Source organism: Streptomyces sp. NBC_00083, from assembly GCF_026343295.1.
In the GTDB taxonomy this organism is placed as follows: domain Bacteria; phylum Actinomycetota; class Actinomycetes; order Streptomycetales; family Streptomycetaceae; genus Streptomyces.
The window spans coordinates 1,331,207-1,356,181 of sequence record NZ_JAPELY010000002.1; the positions used below are offsets into that span (position 1 = coordinate 1,331,207).

Consider the following 24,975-nt stretch of genomic DNA (forward strand, 5'->3'; position numbering starts at 1 on the left):
TCATGCGGGGCCCTGCGCGAGGGAACCGGCGTGGACACAGGCGGCCCGGTGGTCCCGGCCCGCGGCGCGCAGCACCTGGTCGTCCGAGGCGCAGACGCCGATCGAGACCGGGCAGCGCGGGTGGAAGGCGCAGCCCGGCGGCAGCGCGGACGGGTCGGGCGGATCGCCGGGCAGGCCGCGGGGCGCGCGCCGCGAGCCGGGGTCGCCGATGCGGGGGAACGCCGCGGACAGCGCCCGGCCGTAAGGGTGCCGGGCCGCCGCGTACACCTGCCGCGCCGGACCCTCCTCGACGACACGGCCCGCGTACATCACCGCGAGCCGGTCGCAGGTGTCGGCGAGGACCGCCAGATCGTGACTGATCATCAGCAGGCTGATGCCCTGCTCCGCCACGAGCCGCTCGATCAGCCGCAGGATCTGCGCCTGGATCATCACGTCGAGCGCCGTCGTCGGCTCGTCCGCGACGATCAGGTCCGGGGCGCACGCCAGCGCCATCGCGATCATCACGCGCTGGCGCTGACCGCCGGACAGCTCGTGCGGATGGGCGCTCGCGCGGGCGGCCGGAAGGCCCACCTGTTCGAGCAGCCCGGCGGCGCGCTCACGGGCCTCGCCCGGCGACGCGAGGCCGTGCAGCACGATCGGCTCGGCGATCTGGTCGCCGACGCGGTGCACGGCGTTGAGCGAGTGCATCGCCCCCTGGAACACGATGGACGCGCCCGCCCAGCGCACCGCCCGCAGCCGCCCCCACCGCATGGTCAGGACGTCCTCGCCGTCCAGCAGCACCGACCCCGTCAGCCGTGCCGACGCGGGGAGCAGCCGCAGCAGCGCCATCGCCAGGGTCGACTTGCCGCAGCCCGACTCGCCCGCGATGCCGAGCTTGCGTCCGGGCTCGATCGTCAGGTCGACCCCGCGCACGGCCGCCGCGCCGCTCGCGTACGTGACGTGCAGATCCCTGATCTCGAGGAGGCTCACCGGACGCCCAGCTTCGGGTTGAGGACGGCCTCGACGGCCCGGCCGCAGAGCGTGAACGACAGTGCCACCAGGGCGATCGCGATGCCGGGCGGCGCCAGGTACCACCAGTGCCCCGAGGAGACCGCGCCCGCCTCACGGGCGTCCTGGAGCATCCCGCCCCACGACACCACCGTCGGATCGCCGAGCCCCAGGAAGGCGAGGGTGGCCTCGGTGAGGATGGCGTTGGAGATGCCGAGCGTGGTCTGCGCGAGGACCAGCGGCATCACGTTCGGCAGGACGTGGCGGCTCATGATGTGCCGGTGGCCGCCGCCGAGCGCACGGGCCCGTTCGATGTACGGGCGCGACTCGACCGCGATGGTCTGCGCCCGCACGAGCCGGGCCGTCGTCGGCCAGGACGTCACGCCGATCGCCACGACCACCGTCCAGAGGCTGTGCGACATGACGGTGGCCAGCACGATCGCGAGCACCAGCGTCGGCATCACGAGGAACCAGTCGGTGACCCGCATCAGCACCGTGGCGAGCCAGCCGCCGTAGTGCCCGGCGAGGATCCCGACCAGGGTCCCGATCGCCACGCTCAGGGCCGCCGCGAGCAGCCCCACCGCGAGCGAGACCCGGGCGCCCCAGACCAGCAGGCCGAGCAGCGAACGCCCGAACTGGTCGGTGCCGAGCGGGAACCGGAGGCTCGGCGACTCCAGGGCGGAGCCCGGCGCGGTGGTCACGCTCTGGATGTCGTCGCCGACGGTCAGCGGCGCGGTCAGCGCGACCAGGGCGATGACGGTGAGGCCCGCCAGGCCCCACAGGCCGGCCCGGTGCGTCCGGTAGGCGCGCCAGAAACGGGCCAGGGAATCACGGCGGCGCGCCCAGGCGAGTGAGCCGGCCGTGCCGGGCGCGGCGGTCGCGGTCACCGGGCCGCCTCCGGTGTGTACGGCGGCGCGTACGACAGCCCGTACGGGGTCCTCGTCATCGGCCCACCCTCGAATCGATCGTCATCGGCCCACCCTCGGATCGAGCAGCGGATAGATCAGGTCGGCCAGGAGGTTCATCACGATCATCGCGCCCGCGAACACCATGAACAGGCCCTGCACCAGCGGCAGATCGGGCACGCTCAGCGCCTGGTAGAAGAGGCTGCCGAGACCCGGCCAGGAGAACACCGTCTCCACCAGGATCGAACCCGCCGCGACATGGCCCAGGTTGATGAACAGCATCGTGACCGTGGGCAGCAGCGCGTTCGGCACCGCGTGGTGGCGGCGCACCACGTCGTCGCGCAGCCCCTTCGCGCGGGCCGTCGTCAGATAGTCGCCGCCCATCTCGTCCAGGAGCGAGGAGCGCATGACGAGCAGGGTCTGCGCGTACTGCACCGCGACCAGGGTGAACACCGGGAGCACCATGTGGTGCGCGACGTCCAGGACGTACCCGAAGCCGCTGGTGTCGCCGGACTCCATGCCCCCGGTCGGAAACAGCCCCGGCACCGGGCCCGCGCCCACCGAGAACGTGATGATGAGCAGCAGCCCGAGCCAGAACGACGGCACCGACCACAGCGTCAGCGCGAGCCCCGTGTGGAACCGGTCGCCGAGGCCGCCGCTGCGCCACGCCGAGCGGGTGCCGAGCCAGATGCCGAGCGCCGAATACAGGACGACGGCCGTCCCCGTCAGGAGCAGCGTCGCCGGAAGCTTCTCCGCGATGAGCGAGCCGACCGGGGCGTGGAACTGGTAGGAGGTGCCGAGATCTCCCGTGAGGGCCCGGCCGCAGTACTGCGTGAACTGCTGCCACAGCGGCAGATCGAGCCCGAACTGGCTTCTGAGCGCGGCCAGTTGCTCGGCGGAGACCTGACGGCCGTGGGTCATGGTGCGGACCGGATCGCCGGGGATGATCCGGAACAGGAAGAAACTCGTCACGAGGACGGCGAACAGCGAGACCACCGCCCCCGCCAGCCTGCCGCCCACGTACCGCAGATACGCGACCAGCGGGCCCGCGGCGGCGAAACGGCGGCCCCGGGGACCGGTGCGCGCCTCGACGACCGCGGCGGGGGTCTCGGCCGGACTCGCGGTGGTCATCGGCTACTCCCGGTCGTCGGCGCCGGCGCGGCGGCGCAGCACCAGGAACGAGCCGAGCCCGGCCAGTGCGACGGCGCCCGCGACGATGCCGAGGACGAGCCCCGCCGAGGCCCCGCCGTGCGGCTCGGCGCCCGCGCCCGCCCCGGGCACCGCCGACCACCAGCTCCAGTAGCCGTCCTGCCCGTAGAGGTTGCCCGCGGCCTCGGGCATCGTCGTGATCGACGCGATCTGGTCGGTGCGGTACGCCTCGACCGCGTTCGGGTACGCCATGACGTTGATGTACCCGGTGTCGTACAGCCGCGACTCCATCTCCTTGACCAGGTCCGCCCGCTTGGCGGTGTCGTACTCGGCCAACTGCTCCGCGTACAGCTCGTCGAACCGCCGGTCGCACACGAAGTCGTCCGTACGGCCGCTCACCTTCGGGGTCGCGGGCAGCGCGGCGCAGGTGTGGATGGACAGCACGTAGTCCGGGTCGGGGCTGACCGAGTAGCCGTCGAGGGCGAGGTCGTACTCGCCGGCCGCCCACGGGTCGCTGACGTTGTCGACGCAGTCCACCGTCAGGCTGACGCCGAGCTTGCCCCACCATTCCTGGAGGTACTTGCTGATGGCCTTGTCGTTGGGGTCGACGGCGTGACAGAGCAGCCGGAGCGCGAGCGGCCTGCCGTCCCTGCCGTGCCGCACCCCGTCGGCACCCGCGCGGTACCCCGCCTCGTCGAGCAGCGCGGCCGCTTTTGCTGGATCGTAGGAGGTCCGCTGCGCGGCGGACGGTGTCCAGAAGTAGTCGGCGAACCGGGGCGGGATGTAGCCCTGCCCCTCGACGGCGCGCCCCTGGAACACCTTGTCGACGAGCATGCCGCGGTCGATGGCCGCGAACAGCGCCCGGCGCACCCGCACGTCGAGCAGCGCCGGACTGCCGTCGCCGAACGTCCTGCCGTCCCGTGAGCGCGCGCCCGGGTTGGTCGCGAGGGCGAGGAAGCGCCTGCCGGGTGCGTCGTTGACCTTGATGTGCGGTGCCGACTTCAGTGAACTCGCCTGTGCGGGAGTCAAGTTGGAGACGAACGACACCTCGCCCTTGCGGAGCGCCGCGACCGCCGCGTCGTTGTCCTTGTAGTACGTGAAGTCCAGCTCGTCGAACTTGGGCGCGCCCCGCCAGAAGCTCTTGTTCGGCTTGAGCTTGATGTACCGGTCGGCCTTGTAGTCGCTCAGCACGAACGGGCCGTCGCCGACGACGGGGAAGTGCCGGTCGTTGTTGAACGTGGCGAAATCACCGACCTCGCGCCACACGTGCTCCGGCACGATCGGCACGTCGAGCGCCGTCATCGTCGCCTGGGGCCGCTTGAGCGCGATGACGAGCGTCGTCGGGTCGGGTGCGGTCACCTTGTCGAAGTTGGCGACGAAGCTGCCGGAGGCGGTCGCCGCGCTCCGGTCGCTCATCATCTTGGTGAACGTCCAGGCGGCGTCCCGCGCGGTGACCGGCTGCCCGTCCGACCACCGCGAGTCCCCCCGGATGGTGTACGTCCAGGTGAGCTTGGACGGTGAGACCTTCCAGGCGGTGGCGAGGCCCGCGACGGCGTGGCCGTCCTTCGGGTCGTAGTCGGTCAGGAACGGGTACATCAGCCGGTGCACGCTGGTGCTGATGACCCGCTGGGCGAGGAACGGGCTCAGCGAGTCGACGCTCTGCGAGACCGCGACCGTGAGCACCTTCCGCCCGCCCCCGGCGGCGTCGGCCGCCGATCCCTGGGCGGGAAGGAGGGCCGCCGCCGTCAGCGCGAGGACGGCCGTGAGGGCGGCGGCCGGGAGACTGCGGGGGCGCGGCGGACGGCGGGTCCCGCGCGACGGGGTTCTTCTTGCCATGGACGGTGACCTCGCGTCATCACTCGCACGGGAAAGCAGGGTTGATCGCAGGCGGATCGCAGGCGGCGGCGGGCGTGGGCGAAGGTTTACCAGGGTGGTCTAGACGTGTCAACGACGCGTGGCGGGCGGTGAAGAGGCCATTTGGTCTGCGGAAACACCGAAAGGGCCCGCACCGTTCGCACGGTGCGGGCCCTCATTGGTCCAGTCCTGTGACGCCCTACTGCTGAGGCGCTGACGGCGGCTGCGGAGCGTGGCCGCCGCCGTCCTGCCCCGGCCATCCCGGCGGGGGCACGGAGCCCTGCGGCTCGGGGGCACCGGGGCCGCCCTCGCTCGCGGGCGGCCCCGGCTGCTGCCATCCGGGCGGCGGCAGCGGGGCGCCGGGGTGGGGCTGGGCCGGCTGTCCGGGCTGAGCCGCGTACGGCTGTCCGGGGTAGGGCTGCCCGGGTGCGCCGGGCATCGGCTGCTGTGCACCCGGCTGACCCGGCTGACCCGGCTGACCCGGCTGGAACTGGCCCTGGTTCGGGAACGGCTGACCGGGCTGCGCCCCGTACGGCTGACCCGGCTGCGGCTGGCCCTGGTTCGGGAAGGGCTGACCCGGCTGCGGCCGGCCCTGCGCGGGATAGGGCGAACCCGGGTGCGGCTGGGCCTGCGGCTGGCCGGGGTACGGCTGGTCCGGGTACGGCTGGCCCGGGGCGCCCTGCTGACCCGGCATCGGCGGGGCGAGGCGCGGGGGCTGGTTGTTGCCGTCGCCGGTCCACAGCCCCTGCTGCTGCTGGGCCCGGATGAAGTCCTCCGCCACGAGCGCCGAGAGGTTGAAGTACGCCTCCCGGGTCTTGGGACGCATCATGTCGAGGTCCACCTCGGCGCCGGCCGCGAGGTGCTCGTCGAACGGCACCACGACCACACCGCGGCAGCGCATCTGGAAGTGCTGCACGATGTCGTCCACCTTGATCATCTTGCCGGTCTCGCGGACCCCGGAGATGACGGTGAGCGAGCGCTGCACGAGGTCGGCGTAGCCGTGCGCCGAGAGCCAGTCGAGCGTCGTGGAGGCGCTGGACGCACCGTCCACGGAGGGCGTCGAGATGATGATCAACTGGTCGGCGAGGTCGAGCACGCCCCGCATCGCGGAGTAGAGCAGACCCGTACCCGAGTCGGTGAGGATGATCGGGTACTGCTTGCCCAGGACGTCTATGGCGCGCCGGTAGTCCTCGTCGTTGAACGTCGTGGACACCGCGGGGTCGACGTCGTTGGCGATGATCTCCAGGCCCGACGGCGCCTGCGAGGTGAAGCGCCGGATGTCCATGTACGAGTTGAGGTACGGGATCGCCTGGACGAGGTCGCGGATGGTGGCGCCGGTCTCGCGGCGCACCCGGCGGCCGAGCGTGCCGGCGTCCGGGTTGGCGTCGATCGCCAGGATCTTGTCCTGCCGTTCGGTGGCCAGCGTCGCGCCGAGCGCGGTCGTCGTGGTGGTCTTGCCGACGCCGCCCTTGAGGGAGATCACCGCGATCCGGTAGCAGGAGAGCACCGGCGTGCGGATGAGGCCGAGCTTGTGCTGCCGCTCCGCCTCCTCCTTCTTGGCGCCGAACTTGAAGCGCGAGGCGCCGGCCGCCGGACCGCGACTGCTCTTCGGCTTCGGCTTGTTGTTGCGCAGCAGCCGGTCGGAGGAGAGCTCGACGGCGGCCGTGTACCCGAGCGGGGCGCCGGGCATCGACCGCTCACGCTGGTCGTGCGTCACCGGCGACGGCCACGCCGTCCCGGCTCGGGGATCGACGGGCTGAGCCGCCTGGGCCGGCTGGGCGTGCGGCGGTACGCCCTCGCCCTGGCCGCCCTGGCCCGGCTGGGGGAATCCGTAACCGCCTTGTCCGGCGGGGGAGTCGGGGCCGGGGGCCGGCGCGGGGAAGCGCGGGTCCGCCGACGGGCCGGGGGCCGCCCCCTGGTGCGGGAAGCCGTAACCGCCCTGCGGGGCCGGCGCGTCCGGAGCCGCCGCCTGCTGGGGAAAGCCGTAACCGCCCTGCGGGGCGGCGGGGTGGGGGCCGGCCGGCGGAGCCGCGTTGGGGTGCGGGAAGCCGTAACCGCCCTGTGGCGTCTGGGGGTTGGGGGCGCCCGGCGGGTACGCGCCGCCCTGCTGAGGGAAGCCGTAGCCGTTCGGCTGCTGCGGCCACGCCGGCGCCGGGGCTCCCTGGTCCGGGACGCTCGGTGCGGGCTGCGGCTGCGCCTGGACCGGCCACTGGGGCGCGGGGGCGGGCGCGGCGGACTGGAACGCGGGCGGCAGCGGCGGAAGGCCCGGCTGGGCCTGGGGGTTCGCGGCCCACGGCTGGTCGGCCGGTGCGGGCCGCGCGTCCTGGGGCTCGGGCGCGGTGGCGTCCGCCGGTACGGCGTCCGCGACCGGCTCGGCGTCGGAGACGGGCACGGCGTCGGCGATGGGTGCCGCGTCCGAGGGGGAGGTGGCGGCGGGGGCGGCGCTGTCCGCGGCCGACACCGCGTCGGCGACGGGCGCGGCGTCCCGCGGTGCGGGCGGGGTGTCCTGCGGTGCCGCCGTGGCGTCCGCGAGCGGCGCGGGGGCGGCCGGGGCGGGGCCCGGGGTCCCGGCGTCCGCGGCGGAGCCGTCGGCGGGGTCGGAGGAGGGGGCGTCGGCGGTGGCGAAGTCGGAGGGGGCCGGGGTGTCCAGGGGAGCGGACGTGCCGTCGGACGGCGGGGTGTCCCGGCCGGGGCCGGTCTCCGACTCGGCGCCCGGCGCTCCGGCCTCCGCTTCCACTGCCGCCTCGGGGGTCGCCGTCGTCCCGGCGGCCTCATCGGCGTCGGCGGACGGCGCGGTCGTACCGTCGAAGCGCCCGGCGAAGAAGGCGTCGGCGGCAGCGTCGGCGGAGGTGTCGAGCGGGGCGTCGGGGCCGGCCGGACCGGTCGCCTCGCGGGCGTCGGCATCGGGGGAGCCGGTCGCGCCCGTGGAGGCCGCCGGGGCGGCCGGGTCCGCGGGGCTCGGGGTGCCCGAGGTGTCCGGTCCGTTCGCCGGGGGCGCCGCCTGCGGGGGCGTGGCCGAGTCGCCGGAAGCGCCCGCCGGACCGGAGCCCTGGGGCGGGGTCGAGGGGGGCTCGGGCACTGCCGGGTGGCCGGAAGCGGATGCTGACGCGGCGTCAGCACTGGCCGCCGCGGTGGACTCGCCGCGCGCCGCCGCGATTGCTTCGAGCTGCGCGAACTCGCGCTTCAGGGCGGTGGGGGAGAAGCGCATCGTGGCGCCGCTCTCGATGTCCCCGCCGCCGAAGGGCTCGTCCGCGGGACGGTGGGCGTCGGCGGAGGGCGCGGCCGGAGGCGGCGACGCGGGGCGGACGGGCCCCGGCTGCACCGGCCCGGGGAAGGCGGGCGGCGGCGGAGTCGGACTCCAGCTCGGCTGGAAACCGCCGGACTGCGGAAGCCCCGGCACATCCAGAGGCGCCCCGGAGGGCGGCGGGAGCGGGGCGCCCGGCGCGCCGGCCCGCTCATCGGGAGCCGGAGCCGGAGCCGGAGCCGGCGGCGGCGGGGTGTCCTGCGCGCCCTGGGTGTACCAGGCGGGCGGGGTGTAGTCGATGGTGAACTCACCCGTGGTCTCGGGATCGGCGTCGGACCGATTCTCGTCGCGCGCGTTCCCGCCGGTGCGGAACTGGTCCTGGTCGCTGTTCACCGGTTTCCTTTCGTTCGCCTGTGACCGGGTGTAGGTCGTGAGGTCCCATGGGCATGTGCGGGCGGGGGGTGGGGCTGCCCGCGGTGCACCCGTGCGACGGGCGCGGAATCGTACGCGGACGACCGCCCCGCCCACCGCCCCGTCCTCGGACGTACCGAACATCCTCGGACGAACGGAACCGTTCGGAACCGTACGGACGACGCGCACGCGCCATGAGGTCCCTGCCCCCGGTCCGTCCCACCCTAATCGTCGTCAATACCGCCACGGCAGGCCCGGCCGCCCCCAGTGACTGTCCCCTTCGTCACCCCCGCCCCACGGGCCACGCCGAAGTGACCGGGCGGGGGCGGAGGGTGGGGGACGAAAGGGTCGGAACGGGTCAACTCCCGCGCCGCGCCCCGCGTCAGTCGACCCGTCGGGCGTTCCCCAACAATCCGGTCTCGGTGTCGGTGGCCTGCGTCATGGTGAAGGAGCGGTCGCGGTCGTTGCACCACAGGGTGACGCCGTCCGCGAGCGTCGACAGCGTCTCCTGCTCCGTGCGCGGCAGGTTCATGATGCGGCTCAGCTGCCCGGCCTCGTCCGGCGAGACCCGCTGCACACCGACGAGCCGCGCCTGACGGATCAGCCGGGGTGCGACTGGACTCACATAGGGGAGGAGGGTGAGCACCGCCTGCCAGGGCGCCGACACCACGCGCCCGCGCGGCGGACGCATGCCGCAGTCCCGCACCACCAGCACCGGCTCGCCCGCCGACGCGCCGAGCGGGGGCACCCGGCCCACGTCGTGCACCGTCATGCCGCTCTGGCTGGCGATCGCGTGGACCAGCTGCGCCCAGGCCTGGGGACGGCCGGTCTCGACCGCGACCCGTATCCCGGTCGCCGCGGCGCGCAGCGCGAGCACCTGCGCGGTCCACAGGCCGCCGACGAACACGATGTCGTACGCGGTCGGTCTGCTCACGCCGAGCACCGCGGGCCTGCCCTCGGTGTCCACGCCGACGACCACGCCGTCGTCGCCGATGGGCAGCGCCAGCGCGTCCAACTGCTCCAGGGGCAGGGCGTGCCGGCGGTGGCGCGGGCCGATGAGGCCGAAACCGGTGCGGGCCCCCGCGCGCGGGCCCGCACCCGATGTCGTGATGGCCATCAGCGGGCGCCTCCGAACGGCAGGGTGGCGAGCATGCCGGGGAGCTGCTCGTTGTCCAGCGGCACGAGCCCGGCCCTCGCCTCGCGCGCGGTGCGCGTCAACGCCTGCCGGGCCGCCGCGAGTTCGGCCTCGCTGCGGCCGGTGACCCGGACATGGCCGCTGAGGGTGGCCTCCCGGGCGCTCGTGCGCGCGATGGTGAGACTGAAGGTGGTCGCGAGCGCGGGAACGCCCGTCAGGAGGGCCACCAACTGCGGCAGCCCGCCCGTCCCGGACGCCGCGTCGATCCTCGGCCAGCGCCGCACCCAGTACGTGGTGTGCCGGCGGTTGTCGCAGCGCCAGGAGCGGCTCGACTCCTCGGTCCGCCGCTGGGGAGCCTCGGCGCGGCCCGCCTGCGCCGTGACCAGCGGATTGGCGCACGCCGACGTGGCCACCGCGTCCGCGAGCTCCTCCTCGGTCAGCACCGTGGTGTGCAGACCCGCGCCGGTCAGCCGGCTCGCCAGGTGGAGCGCCGTACGCGCGGCGCACTTCTGCGCGCCCCCGATGCCGCCGCCCCGCGCGGCCACCGCCTCCGGACACAGCTCCGGGTTGAGCTTTAGGGCGATCCAGGTGATGCGGACCGCCGGTGACGCGGTCCGGGCGTGCAGCGGCGCGTAGTTGGAGACCGCCAGCGACTGCTGCGGAAGCCGCAGCGCGGGCGCCGGCTGCGTGTGCAGCACGATCTGCGCCGACTCGAGACGGATGTCGTCCACGTCGAGCGCGTCGCGCACCAGCGCCAGCGGGAGCGGGCGTTGGCCGCGGTCGGCCCGCAGCGCCGTCGCGTCCGACTCGACCTGGAGGACCACGGTCAGGAACCCGCCGTCGCCGATCATCCCGATCGGCCGCTGGTCCCGGTCGCCGTGGCTGTAGGAGCGCAGCGTCGGATCGCACTCCACCGCCGGCGCGAGCCCCGGCAGGGTGCCCGGCGGCACCGGAGCGTCGCCCGCGGAGCGCCGCCGACGCAGCGCCCAGGCGGTGCCCAGCCGTTCGGGCAGCGAACGGCCCCGGAGCCGGACCACCGCGAGCAGCACCAGGGCCACCGCGACGACGCCCGCGGGCACCAGCGCGAGCGGCCCCGCGACCCACGCCGCGAGCAGCAGCGCGACGGCCGATTCGATCAGGATCAGTTGTTGCAGACGAAACGAACCAAAGCGTCCGGAACGGGATGCGAGGCGGGGCACCGCCGGTTTCGCGGCCACGGGGGGCGGCTGCCGCACCACCGCGGGCGACGGCTCCGAACGCCCCGCGGGGCGCGGGCCCGTGCCGCTCGGTGCACCGGAGCGCTCCCGCGAGCGCGACCGAGTCCCTGTCGGCGAAACCATCCTTGAACCCCCCGAACCCCTCGAAAGCCCTTGGCCAGTGGGGCCCTTGAGGACCCGCTCACCCTACCCGCCCCGGGCGTACGATCACGTAACAGGCATAGTAGGTCGCCGGTCTGACAACGCAGGGCGGGGGACGCGCTCCCGCTGCTCCGCACGGGGACAATGGAGAACGCGGACACTCATGGCATCACGGCGGGACGAGCTCAACGCGTACACCTTCGCGAAGCGTCGTACGCTCGCGTCATTCATCCAGCCCTCGCCGACGGGCTCGGAAGAGGGGGCTCCGCGTCCGCTGCGGGCCGTGCTGCCGGGCACCATCGTGGCCGTGGTGCTGCTCGCCGCGTTCGGCGCGTGGGGGATGTTCAAACCCACCGCGCCGCCCGGCTGGGACACCCCCGGCGAAAAGGTGATCATCGCGAGCAAGTCCACCACCCGGTACGTGGTGCTGACCACCGACGGCAAGAAGGAACTGCACCCCGTCCTCAACATGGCCTCCGCGAAGCTCCTGCTCGACCCCGACAAGGGCGAGGTCGTCAAGGTCGACGAGTCCGTACTCGACAAGGGCTCCCTGCCGCACGGCGCCACCCTCGGCATCCCCTACGCCCCCGACCGGCTGCCCTCCCCGGACGAGGCGGGATCCGCCAAGCGCTGGGCGGTGTGCGAACGTCCCGGCGACGGCGGACGCGCCATCCAGAAGGCCGCGTTCGTCTTCGCCGACCGCGACATGAAACGCACCGACGGCTCCGAACGCCTCACCGGCGGCGAGCTGATGTACGTCACGGGGGCCGAGGACAAGACCCGTTACGTCGTGGACGCGCAGGGCACCAAGTACCCGGTCGGCTCCGACGAACTCCTGCTGCGCGCCCTGGTCGGCTCCGGCCGGCAGCCCGAGCGCGTCTCCAAGGAGTGGCTGGAGACGCTCCGTTCGGGCGACCCCATCACGTTCCCCACGGTCGAGGGAAAGATCGGCGACCCCGCGGGCGTCCCCGGCACCCTGGCCCCCGAAGCCAACAAGATCGGCATGGTGCTGCGCGCACCCAACGGCGCCGGCAGCCAGTACTACCTCGTCCAGCAGGGCAAGGTCGCGCCGGTCTCCGACTTCACGGCCAAGCTGCTCCTCAACAGCCGGGCCCTCGGCAGCCTCATGAAGACCGGCCGGGCCACGGAGACCAACGCCTCCCAGTTCACCCCGGAACCCACCGAGTTCGGGGCCCACGAGAACTGGCCGAGCCGGGCACCGGTCGCCGTCAACGACGCGGGCACCGCGAGCGGCAGCCGCAACACCCTCTGCAACGTGCTGCGCGACGTCAACAAGGACAACGGCGCCACCACCATGAGCACCTGGGCGGGCACCGACTTCCCCGCGCCGCTGCCCACCGGCTCCAGCAGCGCCTACGTGACGCCCGGCTCCGGCCAGCTCTTCCGCCAGGTCCAGGGCGCCCAGGCCACGGCCGGCGGCGTCTTCCTGGTGACGGACACGGGCCTGCGCTACGCCATGCAGTCCAACAGCGACAGCGCCGACGGCGACTCGGGCGCCGGCCTCAGCGCCGACCAGCGCAAGCAGCTCGACCAGGAGGCGCAGCAGGCCCAGACCCGGCTCGGCTACGCCAAGTCCGAACCGGCGCCCATCCCGATGAGCTGGTCAACGTTCCTGCCCACCGGCCCCCGCCTGTCCACCGGGGCGGCCCGCCAGCCCCAGGGCTCCTGAGGGGCGGCACGACCATGGCGTACGTCCTCAAGTCCCTCGCCCTGTCCGCCGCGACGGCCCTGACCGTGCTCGCCTGGCCGACGGCCGCGGCCGCCGCCCCGGCCGCTCCCGCCGACGGCGGCGGCGACCAGTGCACCTTCCCCTCCAAGCCGTACGCGGGCCGCCCCTGGGCGCTCCAGCGCGTGCTGCTCGACGAGCTGTGGCACCAGTCGACCGGCAAGGGTGTCAGGGTCGCCGTCATCGACACCGGCGTCGACACCAAGAACCCCCAGCTGACCGCGGCGGTCGACGCCTCCAAGGGCAAGAACTTCCTGTCCAAGGACCTCAAGGACCCCGACAACCGGCCGCTCCCGCGCGGCGCCGAGAACGGCACGACCGACACCGTCGGACACGGCACGAAGGTCGCCGGGATCATCGCCGCCCGCGCCGCCAGGGGCACGGGCTTCGTGGGGCTGGCCCCCGACGCGACCATCATCCCCATCCAGCAGAACGACGCCGACGGCCACGGCACGGCGGAGACCCTGGCCACCGCCATCCGCTACGCGATCGGCGCGGGCGCGAATGTCATCAACATCTCCCAGGACACGGCGAACGCGGTGGCCCCCGTGGGCACCCTCCGGCAGGCCATCGACGAGGCCCTGAAGCAGCAGATCGTGGTCGTCGCCTCCGCGGGCAACGACGGCCTCGGCGGCAACGTCAAGCAGACGTATCCGGCGTCCTTCCCCGGCGTCCTCGCGGTCGCCGCCTCCGACCGCAACAACGAACGGGCCGCCTTCTCGCAGTCCGGCGCGTTCGTGGGCGTCGCCGCGCCCGGCGTCGACATGGTCTCCACGGTGCCCGGCGGCGGCCACTGCGCCGACAGCGGTACGAGCTTCTCCGCCCCGTACGTCGCAGGGGTGGCGGCGCTCATCAAGGCCAAGCACCCCACGTGGACCCAGCGCGAGATCGTCACACAGATCCAGCAGACCGCGGAACGCTCGGTGGCCGGCCACGACCGCCTGGTCGGCTGGGGCGTCGTCGACCCGGTCCGCGCCCTCACCGAGGACGACCACCCCCTGGAGGCCCCGGTCGCCCACGAGGGCGTGACCCCCGCCCGCGCCCCCACCCCCGCCGCCCTCCACCTCGGCGAGACCGACGAGGAGCGGACCCGGCGCCTGGCCATGTACGTGGCGACGGGCGCGGCGGTCGCGGCGGCGGTCCTGAGCGGGGCCGCGGTGGCGATCAGGGACGCGAGACGCAGGAGCCGCCGCGTGGCGCAAGGGAACTGAGTAGCCGTACTCATGCGCGGTACGTCAACTCCTCCTAGCTTTGGGTCCGCTGAGCAAACCGAGCGAACCGGGGAGCCGACCGGGCGGCGGCCGCGCGGCCGTCCGGCCCAACGAGCGGCCGGTAAATCCCTGTTGGGCCAGGGGAGAGCGTTGGTTAGAGTGACTGCGGTGTGTTAAGCGGTGTCGATGATGAGTGACGATCACATTCCGGTACGGCCGGATCGCGCGGTAGCGAGCGGGAATTGCGCAACGGGGAGGAAGGTCATGGGGCGGCGTCCTGCCGGTACGGGCGAAGGCGGCGGTCATGACAGCTGACCTCAGCCGCGGCCTGGAGGCGCTGAAGAGCTTCAAGGGCCGCGTGGACACCGTGCTCAGCACCTTCGAGGGCTCCCACGCCGGCGCCACCCAGCTCGCGGCCCAGCAGATCCCCCGCGCGTCCTTCAGCGCCGCGGGCGCGGCGTTCCCCGAGGCGGACGGCCTCTACACCCAGTACCACCGGGTCCACGAACACCTGACCTCGCTGTCGAAGTCCCTCGGCCTCCAGATCGAGTCGATGGGAATCGCCGTGCACGGGGCGGACGTCGGCTTCGACAACCTGGACGAGGAGACGCGCCAGCGGTTCTGGGCGATCCAAACCAAGATCGACTATGACGCGGACGCGGCGAAGCGCGCGAAGGCCGGGCATCCGGATCCGGAGCGTTCCGACGACAAGACCTCCGGGACGGGGTGGTAGCGATGACCGACAACAAGCCACAGCCGTCCGCGCCCCAGGCCCCGCCGCTGACGGAGGAGGAGCGCGTCAGCCGGCAGGTGGGCGCCACCGACCTGACCACGGGGGCGTCGCGGGCGATGGCCGGCGTGTTCCCCTTCGGCGCGGCGCCGCGCTTCTTCGGCACGACCGACTTCGAGGGCCACCGGCTCAACGACATGATCGACCTGGTGGAGAACGCCAACCCCGAGCACCTGACCGGCGCCGGGGACTCGCTGTTCGCCGCGCACAAGGCGATCGAGGAAGCGGCCGGCGCCCTCGACAAGGACATCGCCCGCGTCGCCTGGGAGGGCGAGGCAGGCAACGCCTTCCGCGACTGGGGCAAGGCGCTCGCGGGCCACGCCCGCACCCTGGGCGACTTCGCGAGCACGGCCGGAGTCCAGATCACCGCGGCAGGCACGGGCCTCGCCTCCGTCCGCCAGGCGATGCCGCCCCGCGACCACCGCGCCGAGCCGGTGAAGGCGACGGAGCTTCCGGCGGAGAAGAGGGTGGCGGGGAACGCGGAGTACGAGGCGGCGGTGCGGGGGGAGGAGGACCGCCAGGAGGCGATCAACCAGATGAACCGCCTGTCGTCCTTCTACGCCGTCTCGGAACAGACCCTGGCGGCGCAGCAGCCGCCTGTATTTCAGCCGATGCCGGCGGTGGGGGTGCCGAAGCCGACCAGCGGGTACGGGTTCGAGCCGCGTCCCTCCAGGGGCGGGAGCGGCCGTGCGCCCGGGGATGAGGCGGTGACGCGCCATGCGGTCGAGGGCTCCTCCGGCCCTGGCTCGTCCCGAACGGAGATCACCGGCGGGGCTGAGTCACCGGGAGCACCCGCGCATCACACTCGTCCGGGAAGTTTGCCCGACAGGCCGGTGGCAACGGAGATCAACAGTGTTGTGCCTCTGCCTACGACGGTCCCGAACCAGTCCACCACCGCGCAGGGTTCGCCCGTGACCGCGACCGATGCCGGCCTGATCACGGAGCCACCCTTTGGGGGTGTCTTCTCGAAGCCGACGGCCGGCGGTTCGGTACGGGCTTACGCAGCCGGGCGTGGATCCGCGCTGACCGAGACCCGAGAAGGCACGGCCAACGTGACGGCGCGAGGCGCCACGGGGCCGAGCACCACGAACCCCGGTGGGCGTGTGGCGTCCTCGGCGCCGGAAGGCGGCAGGGGCCGACCTTCTTCGGCGGTCGGTCAGTCCCCCCTGGGGCGCGGCGTCTCGGGAGGGACGCCCCGTGCCGGGGGAGCGGCGCCCTCGCGCGCGGGAACCGCACGTAGTGGAAGTAACGGAATTGTCGGCGGACGACCGAGCGTTGGCGCGCCGGGTTCCGCTGGACCGCGGACGTCCAAGCCCACGGTGGTCGGTACCAGGGGAGCCGCCGGTGAGGCCGCGCCGGTCGGCCGCCCGGGTCGACGGGGTGTAGTTGGCGCCGCCGAGCCCGCCCCGGCCGGACAGGCACGAACGGGCGGGCGTGCCAAGGGCAATGCCGACGGAGTGGTGGGCGTTCCGAAGGGCCGCTCCGCCGACAGGCGAGGAAAGCGCGGCGAGTTCACCACGGGCGGCGCTGGGCTTGTCAGAGGGACAGGGGAGCATGAGGGTTCGAACGACGAGGAAGACGAGACCGCACTGTCGCCCGGCCACCTCGGCGAGGACGAGGGAAGGGACCTGCCGAGCCGGTAGGGGTTCGTGCCACCAGTGATCCACCAGCGCAGGCGAGGACGTAGGAACGCATGAGGTCAGGAATCCGCCGAGCGGGCCGGGACGACGCGACCGCGAGGGCGATCGGTCCGAGACGTGTCGTCGCGGTGATCGGCGCGTGGGCCGTTGTGGCGGGCGCCCTGGCACCGCATGCCTTCGCCGACGATGTCGCGCCGAAACAGTGGTACCTCGCGGCCATGCATGCATCGGACATGTGGAAGGTCAGCACGGGCAAGGGCATCAAGGTCGCCGTCGTGGACTCGGGCGTCAATCCGGACACTGCTTCCCTGAAGGGCCAGGTGCTCACCGGGGAAGCCCCGAAGGCGGCCTCGTACGGAGCGACCAAGGACTACGACGGGCACGGAACGACCATGGCTGAGTTGATCGCCGGGACGGGGAAGGCAGGCGGCCTCAAGGGACTCGCCCCCGATGCCAAGATCATTCCTTTTCGCATCGCCTATGACTCCTGGAAGGACGAAGCGGAGAAGAAGCTCACGCAATCGGCAGCCGCGGCCATTCGTGCCGCCGCGGACTCGGATGCGAAGATCATCAACCTCTCCTTCGGTGGCGCCGGCTCAAGGTCCGAGGACGCGGATGCGGTCAAGTACGCCCTGTCCAAAGGAAAGCTGCTGTTCGCGGCGACCGGTAATGACGGGGCGACCAATGACTTCTACCGTGACTTCCCTGCCGCCTACCCAGGCGTGGTCGGCGTCAGCGCGGCGGACGAGAGCGGCACCGTCACTCATTTCTCCCAGGCGGGTGACTACATCGACCTGGCGTCCCCGGGACAGAACGTGCCTGCCTGGTGCGACACCACCTTCACGAGCTACTGCGACGGTCGCGGCACCAGCCAAGCCTCGGCCATCGCCTCCGCCTCCGCCGCCCTCATCTGGTCCGCCCACCCGTCCTGGACCGCCGACCAGGTGCTCCGGACGATGATCGACACCGCCGGGCGGTCCTGGGACAAGGACAAGCCCAGCAAGTACCTCGGCTACGGCCTCATCCGGCCCCGCCTGGTGCTGGAGAAGCCGGGCATCGACCCCGGTCCCGCCGGCGTCGACCCCGTCTCGCTGGAGCACGGGGGAAGCGCCGCCACCCCCGCCGTGCCGAGTTCGCCCGCGTCCCCGGCGCGCGGGCCCGTCGCCGGGGGCAAGGAGCAGGGCGGCGGCAACACCCCCTGGGCCATCGGCGGAGTCGCCGCCGGGCTCGTCGCGATCGGCGCCGGCGTGTTCGCGGCGATCAGGACCCGGCGGCGCAGCGCGCATCCGCACGCGTAGCCGCACCACGACCACTAGCCACAGCCGGCGCAGCAGCGCCACTCAACCCATCGAAGGGAAGCCGCACATGGCGAAGGACCAGCTTGTAACAGACAGCGAGATGATCCATCTCGAGAACGAGATCGTGCAGAAGTTCGAGTCGGTGAAGGGGCAGCTCAAGACGCTGCAAGGCGTCATCGACAGCCTCGAAGGCGCCTGGGACGGCATCGGCGCCGGTGCCTTCAACGGCAAGCAGACGGACATCAACAACAACATGGTGGGGATCGGCAAAGACCTGCTGGACTTCCTGGAAGCGATGAAGGCGACGCGCACCGGCAAGGGCAACACCGACCACGAGGTCTTCCAGGCCCTCAGGGGCGTCGATGTCGTGGAGGGCTACTCCGGTGACCCGACCGCCACGGCCGCGATGAGCTCGAGCCTCAGCACCTACTAGAAGGCGGGCCGGGCCCGCGACGGCCCGGAACGCCACGCGGTTACCACCAGCTCAATCCACCACAGAGACAGGGGAAGCCATGCCCGATTACAGCGGCGATGTCCTCGGAGTGACGTACAGCAGCCTCAACGACGCGGCTTCCGCCATCAAGCTCCAGGCGCATCGGCTCCAGCAGGACCTCGACGAGATCAAAGCGCTTGTCGGCAGGGCCGCCGTGAACTGGCACGGTGAGGCCCACGAGGCCTTCGCGACGAAGCAGAAGGACTGGGACATCAGGGCCCACGCCGTCCAGACATCGCTGAAGCAGATCGCCGACGCCGTTACCCAGGCGGCTCCGACCTACCAGGCCGGCGACCGCAAGGCGGCCAGCCACTTCCAGTAGGGGAGCCGGGCGGCAGGCGGGACGGGGTGGGCGCGCGCGGGAGGCGCCCACCCCGTTCGGCGTTCCCGTACCGCGCGGGAGACGCCCGCCCGTAAGGCGTTCCGGCCCGCTACTCCGCCGGCGCTTCCAGCCCCCCGTTGCGTACGGAGGGCTCCAGGTCGAACTCCCCGTCCCGCGCGCCCAGGACGAACGCCTGCCACTCCGCCTCGGTGTACCGCAGCACCGTGCCGGGGTCCACGGAGGACCGCATCGCCACGGCGCCGGCCGGCAGATAGGCGATCTCGACCCGCTCCTCGTCCTCGGACGTGCCCGGAGCGCTGTGCCATTCGACCCCCGAGATGTCGAGCGCGTACAGCTCGTTCTTCTCGCGCTCCTTGCGCTCCCGCAGTTCCGTGTCCTGTTCCTCAGCCATGACGGAGCGATTCCTTCCAGACGTAGCGACGACCTGCCAACCGGCCGTCCGATCAGCCTACTTGGCAGGTCGCGGCGGGGATGGGGAGCCGGTGAGAATCACGAGAACGGGTTCGTGGCGGGGCGCCGCCCCACATCTCCCCGGGGTCGGGGACGGCCGCGGGGCCGGCCCCCTTCAGAACCCCCTCAGTTCCCGTCCTCCATCAACCCCGTCTGCACCAGCGGCTTCCCCCGCCGGCGGGAGACGAAGGTGCCGCGGCCCGTCGGCATCGGGCGGGGGCGGACGCCCGCGAGGATGTCGCCCTCGCCGGGGTCGCCGGCCAGGACGACGCCCTGGGCGCCCAGCTCCTTCATGCGCTGGATGAACGGTTCGTACGCGGCGCGGCCCGCGCCCGCCGTGGAGCGGGCGATGATGAAGCGCACCCCCACGTCACGCGCGAACGGCAGCATCTCGGTGAGCTTGCCCAACGGGTTGCCGCTGGACGTCGACACCAGGTCGTAGTCGTCGACGACGACGTACACCGTGGGCCCTCGCCACCAGCTGCGGTCGCGCAACTGCTGCGCCGTGACGTCCGCGCTGGGCGCCCGGCGCTTCATCAGGTCGGCCAGCGCGTCCATGTGATGGTCCATGGCGTTCGACATGGGGATGTACTCGGCCAGGTGGGACGCCGGGGTCACATCGAGCAGGGCGCGCCGGTTGTCCACCACGAACAGCTTGCACGCGTCGCCCTCGTACCGCTGGGTGAGCTGGGTGATCAGGAGGCGCAGCAGGTTCGACTTGCCGGACTCGCCCTCGCCGAAAATCATGAAGAACGGGTCCTGCTCGAAGTCGACGAAGACCGGCTCCAGGTTGTTCTCGTCGAGCGCGAAGGCGATACCGCGCTCCGGGAAGGCGTGGCCCGGCGGCAGCTGCGCCGCGGGGAGTTCACGCGGAAGGAGGCGGACCGCGGGTGCGCCGGGTGCGGTCCAGTGCCGGGTGACCTCGGTGGCGAGGGCGCGGGTCGCGTCGGCGATGTCGGTGTCGGACTGGAGGCCGTCGATGCGCGGCACGGCCGCCATGAAGTGCGTCTTCTGCGGGGTCTGGCCACGGCCGGGCACGCCCATGGGGACGTTGGCGGCGACCTTGCGGTCGAACTCGGAGTCCATGGTGTCGCCGAGCCGCAGTTCGAGGCGGTTCACGAGGTGGTCCTTGAGGTTGGCCCTGACCTCCATCGAGCGGGACGCCGTCACCACCAGGTGGACGCCGTAGCCGAGGCCGCGGGCCGCGATGTCCAGGACGACCTGTTCGAGGCCCTCGTACTCGGTACGGAAGTTGCCCCAGCCGTCGATGACGAGGAACACATCGCCCCACGGCTGGTCGGTGACCGAGATGGTGCCGCGTGCCCGGCGGGAGCGGAAGTCGGCGATCGAGGCGATGCCGGCCGAGCGGAAGTACTCCTCGCGGCGGGTCAGCACGCCGTACACCTCGGCCACCGTGCGCCGCACCCGCTCCGGGTCCAGGCGGGACGCGACGCCGCCGACGTGGGGGAGCCCGGAGACCGCGGCCATGCCGCCGCCGCCGAAGTCGAGCCCGTAGAACTGCACCTCCTGCGGGGTGTGGGTGAGCGCGAACGACGCGATCAGGGTCCGTACCAGGGTCGACTTGCCGGACTGCGGGCCGCCCAGGATCTGCAGATGGCCGGCGGCGCCCGAGAAGTCGCACCACAGCGGGTCGCGGCGCTGCTCGTACGGCTTGTCGACCAGGCCGACCGGCACCACGAGCCGTCCCGCCCCCTCGAAGTCGGGCTGGGTCAGTCCCCGGCCCGGCACCGGGGCGAGGCCCGGCAGCAGCGAGTCGAGCGCCGGCGGGCTGTCCAGCGGCGGCAGCCACACCTGGTGCGCGGCGGGGCCCCGCGCTTCGAGGCGGCGCACGATGACGTCGAGCACCGTGTCGGCGAGCGCGTCGTCGGTGCGCGGCCCGCTCTCGCCGCGCGGCCCCGGCACGGTCGGCGGGGCGTACGTCACCGGCACCTCGGCGGCGGTGAACAGCACCGGGCGCCGGTCCACGGGCACCGGACCGCCGAGCGCGGCGGAACGGTCGGCGCCCGTGCGGTACACACCGGACACGTACGCCGCCTTGAAGCGGGTCATCTCGTCGGTGCCGAACTTCAGATAGCCGGAGCCGGGCACGCTCGGCAGGTGGTAGGCGTCGGGGACGCCGAGCGCGGCGCGCGACTCGGCGGCGGAGAAGGTGCGCAGACCGACCCGGTAGGACAGGTACGTCTCCAGGCCGCGCAGCCGGCCCTCCTCCAGGCGCTGCGAGGCGAGCAGCAGATGGACGCCGAGCGAGCGGCCGATGCGGCCGATCTGCACGAACATCTCGATGAAGTCGGGCTTGGCGGTGAGCAGTTCGCTGAACTCGTCGATGACCAGGACCAGCGACGGCACGGGCTGCAGCGGGGCGCCGGCGAGCCGGGCCCGCTCGTAGTCGTGGATGTTGGCGTAGTTGCCGGCGTCGCGCAGCATCTCCTGGCGGCGGTTGAGCTCGCCGCGGATCGAGTCGCCCATGCGGTCGACGAGGGTGAGGTCGTCGGCGAGGTTGGTGATGACGGCCGCGACGTGGGGCATCTGCGCCATGCCGGCGAAGGTCGCGCCGCCCTTGAAGTCGGCGAGGACGAAGTTGAGGGTCTCCGACGAGTGCGTCACCGCGAGGCCGAGGACCAGGGTGCGCAGCAGCTCCGACTTGCCGGAACCGGTCGCGCCGACGCACAGGCCGTGCGGGCCCATGCCGTCCTGCGCGGCCTCCTTCAGGTCGAGCATGACGGGCCGCCCGTCCTCACCCACCCCGATGGGCACCCGCAGCCGCTCCGAAGCGGAGCGCGGCCGCCAGGTGCGGGCTGTGTCCACCGAGTCCGCGTCGCCCAGGCTCAGCAGGTCGGTGAACTCCAGGTTGGCCAGCAGCGGTTCGTCGTCGTCGCCGCCCGAGGCCATGCGCAGCGGGGCCAGCTGGCGGGCGAGCGCGTCGGCGGACTCGTACGACAGCAGGTCGGGCGTGCCCTCGTACACGAGGCCGTGGCCCGACTCCAGGCGCAGCGTGCGCGGGTGCACGACGACCGCCAGGTCGCCGCGCGCGCCGGTGAGCTCACCGGGCACGACCTCGACGACGGTGACGCCCTGCAGACCCTCGGCCGACGCCAGCACCGACATCGGGGGCGGCGACACCCCGTCGAGGACGACGACGATGTGCGGCTCCTCCGGCAGCGGCGCGCCCTCCGGGTGGAAGCGCGGCCGTCCGGTGAGGCGCGGCGCGAGGAGTTCTTCCAGTTCGGCCGCGCTGCGGCTGATCAGACGCCGGCTGCCCGCACCGTCGGTGAGACCCGGCGCCTGGGTGTGCGGAAGCCACTTCGTCCACTCCCAGTGCGCCGTCGCGGACGGCGACGCGGCGACCGCGATCACCAGGTCCTCGGGGGAGTGCAGCGCGGCGAGCGATGCGGTCAGGGCGCGCGCCGACGCCCGTACCGTCTGCGCCTCCCCGCTGACCGTCACGTGGTAGAAGGCGCGCAACGACACCGCCATCGGCAGGTCCTCGACCGTCTGATGGGTGGCCAGGAACCGCTGCATGGCGCCGGCCGTCAGCGGCTCCAGCTGGTCGACCGGCGCGGTCTGCGGCGGCACGAGCGCCGTCGCCAGCGTCTGCGGCCCGAGCCCGACACGGACCTGCCCGAAGTCCTCGTCGCCCGCGCGGCGCTCCCACACCCGGCTGCCCTCGGCCACCAGCGCCCACAGCTGCTCGGGCGAGGGGTGCAGGTAGTACTGCGCGTCCCGCTGCTTGTGCGCGGCCCGCGCCGCCGCCCGCCGCGTCTGGCCGAGATAGCGCAGATAGTCGCGGCGCATGTCCGCCAACTGCCCCTGCGAGCCCTTGCGGTAGCGGATGATCATCGCCACCGACATGGCCACCGTCGAGGCGACCATCACCATGCCCATGATCTTCATGAACGGCTGGCTGTTCGGCATGAAGAAGAACACCACGGAGCCCCCCATGCCCAGCATGGGCAGGAGTTGCATCAGCGCACCCTCCTGCTGACCGCGTGGCAGCTCCGGCGGAGACTGGAGGACGACCTCCTCCGTCGGCACCTCGGAAGGCAGCGCCCGTGGCGGCCGCTTGACGATGATGTGACTCACAACGCACCAATTCCCTTGGCAGTCGTAGAAGTTCAGCTCGCCGCCCCGTGTCCGGCGAACGCCGACCGCCCGGGAATCCTACTGACATCCGATGTGACCGGCTGGGGATAGGGTGCGCTCTGGGACGTCAGCACCCGCGAACCGAGCGACGAAACCGGGCAATTGACACCCCGGGGGAGCGCCGGCGTTCGGGGCGGCGTACGCATCGCAAACGCAAGCGCACACAACAGCAGGGGGAGCCGAGGGTGAGCACGACGACCACCGCGACGACGGCCGCCGAGCCGAACCGGCCGGCCCAGGCAACCGGGGCGGGGCTCGGATTCTGCCGGGTCACGATCGTCGCTCCGGACGGCCGCATCGACGTGGCCCTGCCCGACGACATCCCGGTCGCCGACATCTACCCCGAGATCCTGCGCCTCGCCCAGCAGAGCCCCGCCGAGGGCGCCCCCGTCGGCTACTCCCTCGTACGCCGCGACGGCACCGTCCTCGACAGCGCCCGCTCGTTCGCCGCCCAGTCGATCCTCGACGGCGAACTGCTCACCCTGCGCCCCTTCTCCCAATCGCTGCCCCCCGCCGTCTTCGACGACGTGTCCGAGGCCGTCGCCTCCGCGGTCACCCAGGACCGCACCCTGTGGAACAGCGACCTGACCCGTGCCGCGGGACTCATCGGCGGCGGCATCCTGCCCGCGCTGCTCGCCTTCGCCGCCTGGAGCGGCGACCCGCGCCACGACATGCACGGCCTGCCCGGCATCCTCGCCGCCGTCGCCGGGGTGCTGCTGCTCACCCTCGCCGCCGTCCGCGCCCGGATCTACGACGACCAGCTCTCCGCCGTCGCCCTCGGCCTCGGCTCGCTGCCCAACATCGCCGTGGCCGGCTCCGGCCTCCTGCCGCTCGCCGCCCACCACGGCATCGGCCGGCTCCAGATGCTGCTCGCCTGCGCCGCCGTCCTCATCGCCTCCCTCGTCCTCACCCTGCTCTCGCCCCGCGGCGACGGGCCCTTCGTCGCGTTCGTCCTCGCCTCCGCGGTCGGCGCGCTCGTCGTGTTCACGGCGATCCTCACCGACATGACGCCCAGCGAGACCGCCGCGGTCGCCGCCCAGCTCGCCGTCGGCGCGCTCGCCTTCCTGCCCGGACTCTCCATGCGCTTCGCCCGGCTGCCCATCGGCTTCGACGCGCCCCACGGCTCCCAGCGCGACGCCGACGACGACGCCACCGCGCAGCCCGTCGACGCCGAACGCATCGCCGCTCAGGCCCGGCGCGGCCACGAACTGCTCGTCGGCCTCGTCGGCGGCTGCGCCGTCCTCGCCGTCACGGGCGCCGCGGTCCTCGGCTTCAGCGACGGCACCTGGGGCCGGCTGCTCGCCCTGGCGACCGGCGTCGCCCTGCTGATGCGCGCCCACCTCTTCCGCTACACCGCGCAGGTCGCCGCCACCCTCGCCGCCGGCCTCGGCGCCCTGGTCCTGCTCGGCCTCGGCCTGTGCGTCAACGCGCCGCGCGGCCTCATGGCGGACGCGCTCAAGGGCGACACCTCCGGCCTCGACATCCACACGCTGTGGCTGGTCGCCGCGATCGCCGCCGCCGCGGCCCTGGTCACCGCCATCGCGCTGATCGTGCCGAACCGCGGCGTCACCCCGTTCTGGGGCCGCTTCCTGGAGATCGCCGAAGGCTTCGTCCTGCTCACCCTGCTGCCGCTGACCCTGGCCGTCTTCGACGTGTACGCCCGCGCCCGCGCCCTGACCAGCTGACCCCGCGCCGCCGCCCGCCCACCCGCACCGGCCGCCACCGGGTCAACCGCCACCCGGGGTGCTGGTACGCTGTGTGACGGCCGTTTGTGTACGCGTTTCCGGAGCATCTGGAAG

The 24,975-nt window shown here is 73.0% G+C and carries 17 protein-coding genes; 8 read left to right on the forward strand and 9 right to left on the reverse strand.

From position 1 onward, the window contains the following. From OOJ98_RS22400 to eccE, 7 genes are all read right to left on the reverse strand, one after another. Positions 1–969, reverse strand: a complete 969-nt coding sequence (locus OOJ98_RS22400) for an ABC transporter ATP-binding protein (protein ID WP_267056720.1) — start codon at positions 967–969, stop codon at positions 1–3. Then, on the reverse strand, positions 966–1,874 hold the full coding sequence (locus OOJ98_RS22405; protein ID WP_267056721.1) for an ABC transporter permease: 909 nt from the start codon (positions 1,872–1,874) through the stop codon (positions 966–968). The genes OOJ98_RS22400 and OOJ98_RS22405 overlap by 4 nt, the downstream gene beginning before the upstream one ends. Before the next feature lie 81 nt (positions 1,875–1,955). After that, positions 1,956–3,023, reverse strand: a complete 1,068-nt coding sequence (locus OOJ98_RS22410) for an ABC transporter permease (protein WP_267056722.1) — start codon at positions 3,021–3,023, stop codon at positions 1,956–1,958. Positions 3,024–3,026: 3 nt separating this feature from the next. Continuing rightward, entirely contained in the window at positions 3,027–4,877 is a 1,851-nt protein-coding gene (locus tag OOJ98_RS22415) for an ABC transporter substrate-binding protein (protein WP_267056723.1), read from the reverse strand. A 217-nt stretch (positions 4,878–5,094) separates the two neighbouring features. Then, positions 5,095–8,532: an SCO5717 family growth-regulating ATPase gene (locus OOJ98_RS22420; protein ID WP_267056724.1), complete on the reverse strand. Its 3,438-nt coding sequence runs from the start codon at positions 8,530–8,532 to the stop codon at positions 5,095–5,097. 400 nt (positions 8,533–8,932) lie between these two features. After that, positions 8,933–9,667 carry a hypothetical protein gene (locus OOJ98_RS22425; protein ID WP_267056725.1) on the reverse strand — a complete coding sequence of 245 codons (735 nt, stop codon included), beginning with the start codon at positions 9,665–9,667 and terminating at the stop codon, positions 8,933–8,935. Next, positions 9,667–11,025: a type VII secretion protein EccE gene (eccE, locus tag OOJ98_RS22430; protein WP_267056726.1), complete on the reverse strand. Its 1,359-nt coding sequence runs from the start codon at positions 11,023–11,025 to the stop codon at positions 9,667–9,669. Before eccE ends, OOJ98_RS22425 begins: the two co-directional genes overlap by 1 nt. A gap of 181 nt (positions 11,026–11,206) precedes the next feature. Here eccE and eccB point away from each other — a divergent pair, with 181 nt between their 5' ends. The 7 genes from eccB (at position 11,207) to OOJ98_RS22465 (ending at position 18,544) form a co-directional block, all read left to right on the forward strand. Continuing rightward, positions 11,207–12,733 (forward strand): type VII secretion protein EccB, encoded by a 1,527-nt coding sequence (gene eccB, locus OOJ98_RS22435; protein WP_267056727.1) that lies wholly within the window; start codon positions 11,207–11,209, stop codon positions 12,731–12,733. A gap of 14 nt (positions 12,734–12,747) precedes the next feature. Further along, positions 12,748–14,001 (forward strand): type VII secretion-associated serine protease mycosin, encoded by a 1,254-nt coding sequence (gene mycP, locus OOJ98_RS22440; RefSeq protein ID WP_267056728.1) that lies wholly within the window; start codon positions 12,748–12,750, stop codon positions 13,999–14,001. A 304-nt stretch (positions 14,002–14,305) separates the two neighbouring features. Then, positions 14,306–14,734, forward strand: coding sequence for a hypothetical protein (locus OOJ98_RS22445; protein ID WP_267056729.1), 429 nt, complete (start codon positions 14,306–14,308; stop codon positions 14,732–14,734). 2 nt (positions 14,735–14,736) lie between these two features. Then, a complete protein-coding gene (locus tag OOJ98_RS22450) occupies positions 14,737–16,434 on the forward strand; it encodes a WXG100 family type VII secretion target (RefSeq protein WP_267056730.1) in 1,698 nt (565 codons plus the stop codon). A 50-nt stretch (positions 16,435–16,484) separates the two neighbouring features. Continuing rightward, positions 16,485–17,729 carry a S8 family serine peptidase gene (locus OOJ98_RS22455; RefSeq protein WP_267056731.1) on the forward strand — a complete coding sequence of 415 codons (1,245 nt, stop codon included), beginning with the start codon at positions 16,485–16,487 and terminating at the stop codon, positions 17,727–17,729. Between the two features lie 67 nt (positions 17,730–17,796). After that, on the forward strand, positions 17,797–18,162 hold the full coding sequence (locus OOJ98_RS22460; RefSeq protein ID WP_267056732.1) for a WXG100 family type VII secretion target: 366 nt from the start codon (positions 17,797–17,799) through the stop codon (positions 18,160–18,162). A 79-nt stretch (positions 18,163–18,241) separates the two neighbouring features. Further along, a complete protein-coding gene (locus OOJ98_RS22465) occupies positions 18,242–18,544 on the forward strand; it encodes a WXG100 family type VII secretion target (RefSeq protein WP_267056733.1) in 303 nt (100 codons plus the stop codon). Positions 18,545–18,653: 109 nt separating this feature from the next. On the opposite strand, the gene OOJ98_RS22470 is transcribed toward OOJ98_RS22465, so the two are convergent. Both OOJ98_RS22470 and eccCa read right to left on the reverse strand, forming a co-directional pair. Further along, complete coding sequence (locus OOJ98_RS22470) at positions 18,654–18,956, reverse strand: DUF397 domain-containing protein (RefSeq protein ID WP_267056734.1); 303 nt, start codon at positions 18,954–18,956, stop codon at positions 18,654–18,656. A 185-nt stretch (positions 18,957–19,141) separates the two neighbouring features. Then, entirely contained in the window at positions 19,142–23,116 is a 3,975-nt protein-coding gene (gene eccCa, locus OOJ98_RS22475; RefSeq protein WP_267056735.1) for a type VII secretion protein EccCa, read from the reverse strand. A gap of 245 nt (positions 23,117–23,361) precedes the next feature. On the opposite strand from eccCa, the gene eccD reads away from it, so the two are divergent. After that, the gene (gene eccD, locus OOJ98_RS22480) at positions 23,362–24,861 is read left to right on the forward strand and encodes a type VII secretion integral membrane protein EccD (RefSeq protein ID WP_267056736.1); all 1,500 of its coding nucleotides are present in this window, start codon (positions 23,362–23,364) and stop codon (positions 24,859–24,861) included. Positions 24,862–24,975 lie beyond the last annotated feature (114 nt).

Coding starts and splice junctions, on each gene's coding strand:
- OOJ98_RS22410 (WP_267056722.1), bottom strand. CDS start 3,023: ATGACCACCGCGAGTCCGGCCGAGACCCCCGCCGCGGTCGTCGAGGCG.
- OOJ98_RS22415 (WP_267056723.1), bottom strand. CDS start 4,877: ATGGCAAGAAGAACCCCGTCGCGCGGGACCCGCCGTCCGCCGCGCCCC.
- OOJ98_RS22425 (WP_267056725.1), bottom strand. CDS start 9,667: ATGGCCATCACGACATCGGGTGCGGGCCCGCGCGCGGGGGCCCGCACC.
- eccE (WP_267056726.1), bottom strand. CDS start 11,025: ATGGTTTCGCCGACAGGGACTCGGTCGCGCTCGCGGGAGCGCTCCGGT.
- eccB (WP_267056727.1), top strand. CDS start 11,207: ATGGCATCACGGCGGGACGAGCTCAACGCGTACACCTTCGCGAAGCGT.
- mycP (WP_267056728.1), top strand. CDS start 12,748: ATGGCGTACGTCCTCAAGTCCCTCGCCCTGTCCGCCGCGACGGCCCTG.
- OOJ98_RS22445 (WP_267056729.1), top strand. CDS start 14,306: ATGACAGCTGACCTCAGCCGCGGCCTGGAGGCGCTGAAGAGCTTCAAG.
- OOJ98_RS22450 (WP_267056730.1), top strand. CDS start 14,737: ATGACCGACAACAAGCCACAGCCGTCCGCGCCCCAGGCCCCGCCGCTG.
- OOJ98_RS22455 (WP_267056731.1), top strand. CDS start 16,485: ATGAGGTCAGGAATCCGCCGAGCGGGCCGGGACGACGCGACCGCGAGG.
- OOJ98_RS22460 (WP_267056732.1), top strand. CDS start 17,797: ATGGCGAAGGACCAGCTTGTAACAGACAGCGAGATGATCCATCTCGAG.
- OOJ98_RS22465 (WP_267056733.1), top strand. CDS start 18,242: ATGCCCGATTACAGCGGCGATGTCCTCGGAGTGACGTACAGCAGCCTC.
- OOJ98_RS22470 (WP_267056734.1), bottom strand. CDS start 18,956: ATGGCTGAGGAACAGGACACGGAACTGCGGGAGCGCAAGGAGCGCGAG.